The following is an 8,253-nucleotide window of genomic DNA, read 5'->3' on the forward strand; positions in this document are numbered from 1 at the left end:
CTTCACGAACTCGAACTGCCTCACGGTCCTACACACCCTTACGGATCGCCTCGATCAGGTTCGCGGAGTCGTGCGGCGCAAGGCTCAGCCGTGCGTCCCGATCAAACACAGTGGCGTAGGCCGCATTGGCTTCCGCCCCTTCTGCCCACAGGGTAGAGCCGATGGCCTCCGCGTAGGACACGTCCAGTGCGCCGGGCTCGGCGAACGAAAGGATGCTGAAGGAGCCCTTGGCCCCGTGATGCCTACCCGCAAGGAAGGGCAGCACCTGCACGTGGACATGGGGGAGGTTCGCCATCTCCACCAGGTGGTCGAGCTGTGTCCGCATCACCTCGGCGCTGCCCACTTGATGGCGCAGGGCCGCCTCCCAGAGAACCGCGTGCAGCTCCATCGGCGTTTCGCCCCGCAGGCGCGCCTGTCGCTGGACCCGCGAGGTCACCAGCGCCTCGATCTCATCCGGGTGCGACCAGTTCGAGGTGACGCCCAAGGCCCTGATGTACTCGGGGGTTTGGAGGAGTCCTGGGATGAGGGCGGGCTGCCACGTGCGGATGCGCGTGGCGACCTCCTCCATCGCGATGTACTCGCCGAAGCCGCCCACCATGGGCATGTGCTGCCACCAGCCCTTGGCCTTGCGACGTTCGCGGTCCAGCTTGGCCAGTGACAGCAGGTTGGCCACGGCGGCCTCGTCCGTCACGCCGTACAGCTTGCACAACGCCACGATGTCGGGATCCCGGAACGGCACCCAGCCGCGTTCCATCTTGGCGATCTTGGCTGCGGTCGCGCTCAGCACCTGAGCCGCCTGTGGTTGCGTCAGGCCGGCGGCGTCGCGCAAGCGCAACAGCTCTCCGCCCAGACGCCTGGCCAGCACCGTCGACACCCGGTTGTCCGTGGGCACTTGGTCCACCTCCTCGTACCCGGAGCAGTCTTCACCGTGCGGCAGACCGGACACAACTACTCCCTGGGGATAGATATCTCCGGAAGAGCTTGCCGGTTCACCGGGAACACCCCTACGGTCGGTAATGAACTGCTCACCGCGCAGCATCAGTTGGCGGAAGTGCACCGGCATGCCCGCACCACGGCACCGGCAGAGCCACCGCCCGATCAGGAGGTGCCATGACCACCGAGCACACCCTCACCCGCTACGGCGTACGCCACTACCCGCCGCGGCAGGACTCCGTCCCCGCCGCCCGGCGGTGGGCCGCGTGGCTCGCCGTGGCGTGGGGGGAGCCGCGGGTGGCCGCCGACGTGGCGCTCGTGACCAGCGAGCTCGTCACCAACGCGCTGCTCCACGGCTCCGTGCGGGACCGGTACCTGCGGGTCGAGGTGCAGCTCCACGGAGCAGTGCTCCGCGTCGCGGTCACCGATCCGAAAGGCGAGCGGTGGCCCGAGCCGCGAGCGGTCACCGACGAGGAGGCGTACGGGCGGGGGCTCCACGTCGTGGCCGCCGTCGCCCGGCGCTGGGGGGCCTCACGGCTGGTGGTCGGGAAGACCGTATGGGCCGAGTGCGCGCTCCCGGGGCCCGTATAGGGTCCCCCGTATGGATGGCTGGACCGCGCCGAGTGCGATCGAGAGGGAGCTGTACGGGGCCAAGGCCCGCGGCGACTGGACCGCGTACCTCGACGCCCTCGCCCGCGCCGAGCTGTTCCTGCCCCAGCCCCGCGCCCAGGTCGACGCCGATCCGCGGGCCGCCCGCTTCCATCCCGGCCCCGCCGGCCTCGCCGTCTACACCCGCGGCATGCTGCCCGCCCCCGACCCGCACACGGTGTTCCTGCGCCAGAGCCTCGCCTGGTTCGCCCACGCCTGGGACGACCGGGACCCCGCCCACCTCGCCGTGAACCCCGGCACGCCCGCCGAGGCGTACCTGACCACCACCCCCGCCGACCGCGCCCGCTGGCGCGCGCACTGGGACGCCGCCCCCACCTGGGGCCTGGCCCCCGGCTCCGTGCACGCCCTGCACACCGGCGGCCCGCTGCACGGCCCCGTCGCGCACGGGCTGGCCGTCGGCGCCCACCTCGCCGTCTCCAACGGGGAGTTCTGGAACGCCCTCGCCCACCACGGCAACGGCTACACCCGTGAGCGCGAGCGGCTGCGCACGTCCTGGGGCGTCACCGACAGCGCGGGCTGGCTCCGCGTGCTCCGGCAGATGCTGAACGCCGAGATCGTCAGCCCCGTCTGGGAGTACGCGCTCCGCGTGCGCCGCGTCATCGCCGCCGACTTCGCCGGCCCGGTCGACGTCGAGCACTGGCGGCGCGCCGCCGAGGCGAGCCTGCGCCGCGGTGCCGAGCGGGCCGCCGAGCCGCAGCTCACCCCCGACGGCGTGACCGTCGCCGCTCCGCGGCCCGTCGCCGAGGTCGAGGGGGAGATCGCCGGGGTGCGCCGGCTCATCGGCCGGATCGCCCGCTACGAGCAGCGCTTCCGCGCCGACGGGCTGCTCCCCGAGGACGGCTGGGTGCGGTCGGTGCACGCCTGGGACCTCGGCCGCGCCTCCCAGATGGCCCGCTGGGGCCTCGCCACCCGCTACGGCACCCTGGAGGACGCCGAGCGCGCCGTGCTCCGGGCGGGCGGGGCGGCCCGCGGGGCGTACCGCTCGTGGGCGGAGTTCTCCGCCGGGTACGCGCTGGGGCGGTGCCTGCACTTCGACGAGGAGGAGTTCGGGCGCTGGTACGGCTCCTCGCTCGCCACCCACCTCACCCTGACCACCGATCCGGCGAGCCCGTACCTCAACCTCCCCTGGGACTAGCGCCGCCCCGGCAGCCGCAGTGCCGGGATCACGGCCAGCGCCAGCAGCACCGCGGCGACGCCGTGCGCGAGGCGGAAGCCGGCCGGGTTCAGCCCTGTGGAGCCGAGGACCACGGACAGCAGCGCGGTCCCGACCGACGCCCACAGCTGGGAGTTGATGCCGAGGGCGGTGCTCGCCGCGGCCACGCGTTCCGCCGGCAGGTCACGGCTCGCGGTGGTCATCGTCGGCATCAGCACCATTCCGGCGCCCACGCCCATCACCATGGCCGCGCCCACGACCTGCCAGGCCGGTACCCCGTCGGTGCCGGTCAGCAGGGCGCTCGCCAGCATGCCGAGGGCCCCCACCGCGACGCCGGCCGAGATCAGCCGGCGCGGCGAGCCGCGGTCGACGCGCCGCGAGGCGATCTGCATGGTCACGCCGACGACGAGCCCCGCCGGGGCGACGAGCAGGCCCGCCGCGCTCGCGCTCATGCCGCGCGTCTGCTGCCAGTACATCGGGGCGAGGAGCATCGAGCCGAAGTAGCCGCAGACGAAGAACGCCAGGGCGGCGATCCCGGCGGCGAAGGTGCGGTCGCGCAGCAGCCGCAGGTCCAGCAGCGGCTCGCGGACCCTCAGCGCCCGCCGTACGAAGGCTGCGGCGAGCACGGCGCCGGCCAGCGTCGGCAGCAGCGCCCCCGGAGCGGTGAAGTCGCCGCCCTCGCCGCCCCGGGACAGGCCGAACAGCAGCAGGGCCAGGCCCGGGGAGAGCATCAGCAGCCCGGGCACGTCCAGCCGGGGCGCCGACGCCGGGTCGGCGGGGGCGTCCGGGCGGAGCAGCTTCGCCGCGAGGACCAGGGCGGCCGCCCCGACGGGCAGGTTGACCAGGAAGATCCACTCCCAGGAGGCGGTGTCGATCAGCCAGCCGCCGAGCATCGGGCCGGCGACGGGTCCGACCAGGATCGGCAGCCCGAGCAGGGCCATCGCCCGCCCCAGCCGGGCCCGGTCGGCGGTGCGCATGACCATGGTCATGCCGACGGGCATCAGCAGTCCGCCGCCCAGCCCCTGCACGGCGCGGAAGGCGATCAGGCTGGCGGCGTCCCACGCGCAGGCCGCGAGCAGGGAGCCGAGGGTGAAGAGCACGAGGGCGGTCAGGTAGGTGCGCTTGGCGCCGATGCGGCCCATGGCCCAGGCCGCGGCCGGGATGACGGCGGCGAGGGCGAGGGTGTAGGCGGTGGCGGTCCACTGGATGGTCTCCAGCGGGGCGTGGAACGCCTCGGAGAGCCGGCCGAGCGCCACGTTGACGATCGTCATGTCGAGGACCGACATCACCGATCCGGTGATCACGACGGTGATCGTCCTGCCTAACGCCCCGGACTCGGTGCGCGTCGCCGCCCGGGGGGCGGCGGAGGTGGGTGCGGTGGTCATCTCCGCCGGCCCTTCAGCCCTCGTAGGGACGGGTCGCGCGGGCCGTCCGCAGCGCCCGTCCCCACCAGTCGAGCTGGCCGAGCATGTTCTTGGCGGCGCTCTCGGTGACGGCCGCGTCGCGGGGTACGCCGTCCGGGCCGAGTCCGGACCACGGGCCGTGCAGGCTCACGGAGTCGCGTACGGTCACGGCGTGCATCTCGGCGAAGACCAGCCGGAGCTGCTCCACCGCGCGCAGGCCGCCGCTGACCCCGCCGTACGAGACGAAGCCGACGGCCTTGGCCTGCCACTGGGGGCGGTGCCAGTCGATGAGGTTCTTCACGGCGGCCGGGAAGCTGTGGTTGTACTCCGGGGTGACGATGACGAACGCGTCGGCGGCGGCCAGGCGCGGGCCGACCTCGGCCAGCACGGCGGCGGCCGTCGGGTCCGGGGTGCCGCCCCAGTCGGGCATGGCGAGCGGGAGCGGGACCTCGGCGAGGTCGATGACGTCGAACCGGAGGCCGGTGTCGTGGGAGGCCGCGGCGCTCAGGAACCAGTCGGCGACGGCGGGCCCGCGGCGTCCTTCGCGGACGCTGCCGATGACGACGGCCACGCGCAGCGTCTCGTCCACGGCTGTTTCGTCGGCAGACATGATGATCCCCCTCGGTCAGCGGACCGGCCGCCCGGTGCGGCCCCCGCTTCCGGTAAACTACAACGTGCGTTGTAAAAAATGCAACGCCCGTTGTAAAAAATGGAGGAGGTCGGGAGTGGCTGGCAGCAACGACGCCCGCGCAGAAGGGGTACCGCCTGAGATCCCGCCGCGGAAGCTGGCGAAACGGATCGCCCTCGCGAAAGCGGCCTGTGCGGTCTTCGGCCGCGAGGGGTACGCACGCGCCTCGGTCGACGCGCTCGCCGCGGCGGCCGGGGTCTCCACCCGGACCCTCTACAACCACTTCCCGGGCGGAAAGGCGGAGCTCTTCGCCACCGTCGTCACCTGGACCTCCGCGGAGGTGCGCGACGCCCAGACCGCCCGGCTGCACGCCCTGCTCGACCCCGCGCGCCCGCCCCACCCGGACAACCTGGAGCGGGACCTGACGGCCCTCGCCCGCGCGATGGTCGGCGTGATGTCCGAGCACTCCGACCACTTCGCGCTGGTCCGGCACATCCACGCCGAGGTCGGCCACGTGCCGGCCGAAGTACTGGAGGCCTGGAAGGACGCCGGCCCGCGCCCGGTCGCCGCCGCGCTCGCCGAGGCGTTGACGGGCCTGGCCGCCGCCGGGCTGATCGACGTGCACGGCGACGCGGAACTGGCGGGCGCCCACCTGATGGCACTGTCCGCGCACCAGATCGTGCAGCAGTCGCACTACGGCCTGCTGCCCCTGCCCGAAGAGGAGAACGACCGGCTGCTGACGGGCGGGGTCGCCGCCTTCCTGCGCGCCTACCGGGCCGGATGACGCCCCCCGCCGCGACCCTCCCTAGGGCAGCTCTGGACGGACCCGCGACCAGGCGTCCAGCGCCCGCGCCGCCGGGTCGCCGTCCGGGAGGTGGGGCCGGGCGGCGTCCGTCCACCGCAGCAGGGTCTTGAGCCGGCGCAGGTGCACGATCTCCGCCCGGGGCAGGTCCCGCCAGACGCGGGCCCGCGCGGCCGCCTGCGCCGGGGTGAGGCCGGTCAGCGCGAGCACCTCCCGGCACAGCGCCGCCGGGTCGCCGCCCCTGCCCGGCCCGAACTCCCGGATCAGGTAGCCGCGTACGAAGGCCAGCTCGATCCCCCGCACCAGGTCCGGGGCGCCCTCCGCCGCCGCGCAGCGGTACGCCGCCGCCACCGCCAGCCGGCCCCAGCGCAGCCGCACCCCGTCCGGCAGCCGGCCGTCCTGCATCCCGGCCACCGCGAGGACGCGCAGGGTCCGCGGAGACGGCTCGTCCGTCAGCGGCGGCCCCGTCGCCAGCCAGGCCTCCAGTTCCGCCAGCCCGTGCCCGTCCGGCGGTACGCGGGTCAGTACCTGGCCCCGGCTGAGCAGCGCGACGACGGCGCCCGCGAGGCGGACCCGCGCCGTGTGGCCGGCGTCGAAGGAGCCGACGTCGCGCCCGTACCGCTCGATCCCGCGCAGCCAGACCCGCGACTCCGCGGCCGCGTACACCTGGCCGGTCCGCGCCACCCCGCCGACGCACCGTACGAGGCACACCCCGCCGGTGACGTCGGCCTGCTCGACGGAACACACCTGCAGCTCGGCGATCGGCATCCCGGGAGGCTACCGCCTCACGTCCCGGGCGGGGCCTCCAGGACGAGGCGGATCTCGGTGACCTCGTAGCCGGCCCGGTCGAAGGCGGCGGCCATCGGGAGGTTGACGGTGTCGGTGGTCGCCGTGATGCGCTCGGCCCCCTCGGAGGCGTGGAAGCGGGTGATCTCGGCGAGGATCTCGTCGATCAGGCCCTTGCCGCGCTGCTCGGGGACGACGCCGAGGTAGCCGACGTTGCGGTGGTAGGGGGTCGCGGAGGGGATCGCCATCCCGGCGAGGGTGCCGTCGGGCAGGTGGGCCAGGCGCCACCAGGAACGCTCACCGGGGCAGTCGCGGTAGAACGCGAGGTCCTCACGGGCGAGTTGCTCCTCCGTCAGGGTGCGCAGCTCGTCCTGGGTGGCCAGGTCGAGGCTGCCGCGGGAGAGCCGGACGAAGGCGTCGAGGAACTCCTCGTCGCTCCCCTCCCGGAAGACGAGCTTCCCGGTGGGCCGCGCGGTGCCGGCGGCCGGGGTCCACTCGTAGCGCAGCCGCTCGATCTCCCGTGTCAGGCCCGCCCGGCGCGCGGCCTCCTGCCGCCAGGCCACCGCCTCCGCGAGGCCGGGGCGGGCCCGCCAGTCGCGGGGCAGGGAGACGTTGTAGCCGGGGCGCTCGCCGAAGGCGGTGTGGCCGGCCTTCAGCAGGGCGGCGGCCAGGGCGGCCGGGTCGTCGACCGCGGAACGGACCTGGAGGCAGTCCAGGGCCACGGGCCGTTCGCTGTCGGAGCGCCCCCACCACAGGGCGCGGGCCAGGACGCGGCCGTCGTCGTCCTCGGCGAACCAGGTCCACTCCGGGCGCATCCGGTTCCCGGCGAACTCCTCGCGGATCCGGTCGGGGGTGAGGGCGGCGACGGGGCCGTCGGCCGGGTGGGCCAGGGCGCGGTCGAGGGCGGCGGGGTCTGCGGTGGCAGCGCTGAATCTCATCCCGCTGATGATCACATCCGGCCACCGCCCGGACCAGCGGTTTTGCCGGCCGGTCGGGGGAGGCGGGGCGGGAGCCCCGTAAGGCGGGGCCGGCTCCGCGGGGCGCGGACGCCGACGGCCGGCCCCCGGGGCGGGGACCGGCCGTCGGCGGTGCGGCGTGCGCGCTACGACCAGGTGACCAGCCGGCGCGGGTGTTCCAGTACCGCCGCGATGTCGGCGAGGAACTTCGAGCCGAGCTCTCCGTCGATCAGGCGGTGGTCGAAGGACAGGGCCAGGGTGGTGACCTGGCGCGGCTTCACCTTGCCCTTGTGGACCCACGGCTGGAGCTTGATCGCACCGACCGCGAGGATCGCGGACTCGCCGGGGTTCAGGATGGGCGTACCGGTGTCGACGCCGAAGACGCCGACGTTGGTGATGGTGAGGGTGCCGTTCTGCATGTCGGCCGGGGAGGTCTTGCCGTCGCGGGCCGTGGCGACCAGCTCGGACAGGGCCGTCGACAGCTCCGCCAGGCTCTTGGCGTGGGCGTCCTTGATGTTCGGGACGATCAGCCCGCGCGGGGTGGCCGCCGCGATGCCCAGGTTGACGTAGTGCTTGAGCACGATCTCCTGGGCCGCCTCGTCCCAGGAGGCGTTGACCTCCGGGTTGCGGCGGACGGCGATGAGGACGGCCTTGGCGATCAGGAGAAGCGGGTTGATCCGCAGGCCCGCGAGGTCCGGGTCCTCCTTCAGCTCCTGGACCAGCTTCATCGTGCGGGTCACGTCGAGGGTGATGAACTCCGTGACGTGGGGCGCGGTGAAGGCGGAGCCGACCATGGCCTGGGCGGTGACCTTGCGGACGCCCTTGACCGGATGAAGGCGGCGACGACCAGGAAGGCCAGCTGGGCGAAGCGCGGGCGCCTGGGCGCGGTCAGGGTGAGCAGGCCGATGCCGAGGCACAGGAGC

At 74.1% G+C, this 8,253-nt stretch carries 9 protein-coding genes; 3 read left to right on the top strand and 6 right to left on the bottom strand.

All coding sequences use genetic code 11. The features are described from left to right. Window positions 1-28: 28 nt before the first annotated feature. Entirely contained in the window at window positions 29-1,063 is a 1,035-nt protein-coding gene (locus tag AB0D45_RS27730; protein ID WP_362463932.1) for a helix-turn-helix transcriptional regulator, read from the bottom strand. A gap of 47 nt (window positions 1,064-1,110) precedes the next feature. On the opposite strand from AB0D45_RS27730, the gene AB0D45_RS27735 reads away from it, so the two are divergent. Further along, window positions 1,111-1,524, top strand: a complete 414-nt coding sequence (locus AB0D45_RS27735) for an ATP-binding protein (protein ID WP_362463935.1) — start codon at window positions 1,111-1,113, stop codon at window positions 1,522-1,524. A 10-nt stretch (window positions 1,525-1,534) separates the two neighbouring features. Then, a complete protein-coding gene (locus AB0D45_RS27740; RefSeq protein ID WP_362463938.1) occupies window positions 1,535-2,737 on the top strand; it encodes a DUF1266 domain-containing protein in 1,203 nt (400 codons plus the stop codon). Here AB0D45_RS27740 and AB0D45_RS27745 read toward each other — a convergent pair. Both AB0D45_RS27745 and AB0D45_RS27750 read right to left on the bottom strand, forming a co-directional pair. After that, window positions 2,734-4,140: a DHA2 family efflux MFS transporter permease subunit gene (locus AB0D45_RS27745; RefSeq protein WP_362463941.1), complete on the bottom strand. Its 1,407-nt coding sequence runs from the start codon at window positions 4,138-4,140 to the stop codon at window positions 2,734-2,736. The genes AB0D45_RS27740 and AB0D45_RS27745 overlap by 4 nt on opposite strands. A 13-nt stretch (window positions 4,141-4,153) precedes the next feature. Further along, window positions 4,154-4,768 carry an NAD(P)H-dependent oxidoreductase gene (locus AB0D45_RS27750; protein ID WP_362463944.1) on the bottom strand — a complete coding sequence of 205 codons (615 nt, stop codon included), beginning with the start codon at window positions 4,766-4,768 and terminating at the stop codon, window positions 4,154-4,156. A gap of 115 nt (window positions 4,769-4,883) precedes the next feature. On the opposite strand from AB0D45_RS27750, the gene AB0D45_RS27755 reads away from it, so the two are divergent. After that, a complete protein-coding gene (locus AB0D45_RS27755; RefSeq protein WP_362463946.1) occupies window positions 4,884-5,570 on the top strand; it encodes a TetR/AcrR family transcriptional regulator in 687 nt (228 codons plus the stop codon). 21 nt (window positions 5,571-5,591) lie between these two features. On the opposite strand, the gene AB0D45_RS27760 is transcribed toward AB0D45_RS27755, so the two are convergent. The 3 genes from AB0D45_RS27760 to AB0D45_RS27770 form a co-directional block, all read right to left on the bottom strand. Continuing rightward, complete coding sequence (locus tag AB0D45_RS27760) at window positions 5,592-6,356, bottom strand: hypothetical protein (RefSeq protein WP_362463948.1); 765 nt, start codon at window positions 6,354-6,356, stop codon at window positions 5,592-5,594. Window positions 6,357-6,373: 17 nt separating this feature from the next. Beyond that, the gene (locus tag AB0D45_RS27765) at window positions 6,374-7,312 is read right to left on the bottom strand and encodes a GNAT family N-acetyltransferase (protein WP_362463951.1); all 939 of its coding nucleotides are present in this window, start codon (window positions 7,310-7,312) and stop codon (window positions 6,374-6,376) included. A gap of 164 nt (window positions 7,313-7,476) precedes the next feature. Continuing rightward, on the bottom strand, window positions 7,477-8,253 hold a 777-nt coding region (locus AB0D45_RS27770; protein ID WP_362463955.1), incomplete at its 5' end, for a dihydrolipoamide acetyltransferase family protein.

This window comes from Streptomyces sp. NPDC048352, assembly GCF_040651895.1.
Classification (GTDB): Bacteria; Actinomycetota; Actinomycetes; order Streptomycetales; family Streptomycetaceae; genus Streptomyces.

What these genes read in the sequence shown, in the direction of transcription:
- AB0D45_RS27740 (WP_362463938.1), top strand. Translation starts at nt 1,535, where the DNA reads ATGGATGGCTGGACCGCGCCGAGTGCGATCGAGAGGGAGCTGTACGGG.
- AB0D45_RS27765 (WP_362463951.1), bottom strand. Translation starts at nt 7,312, where the DNA reads ATGAGATTCAGCGCTGCCACCGCAGACCCCGCCGCCCTCGACCGCGCC.
- AB0D45_RS27750 (WP_362463944.1), bottom strand. Translation starts at nt 4,768, where the DNA reads ATGTCTGCCGACGAAACAGCCGTGGACGAGACGCTGCGCGTGGCCGTC.
- AB0D45_RS27735 (WP_362463935.1), top strand. Translation starts at nt 1,111, where the DNA reads ATGACCACCGAGCACACCCTCACCCGCTACGGCGTACGCCACTACCCG.
- AB0D45_RS27730 (WP_362463932.1), bottom strand. Translation starts at nt 1,063, where the DNA reads ATGCCGGTGCACTTCCGCCAACTGATGCTGCGCGGTGAGCAGTTCATT.
- AB0D45_RS27760 (WP_362463948.1), bottom strand. Translation starts at nt 6,356, where the DNA reads ATGCCGATCGCCGAGCTGCAGGTGTGTTCCGTCGAGCAGGCCGACGTC.
- AB0D45_RS27745 (WP_362463941.1), bottom strand. Translation starts at nt 4,140, where the DNA reads ATGACCACCGCACCCACCTCCGCCGCCCCCCGGGCGGCGACGCGCACC.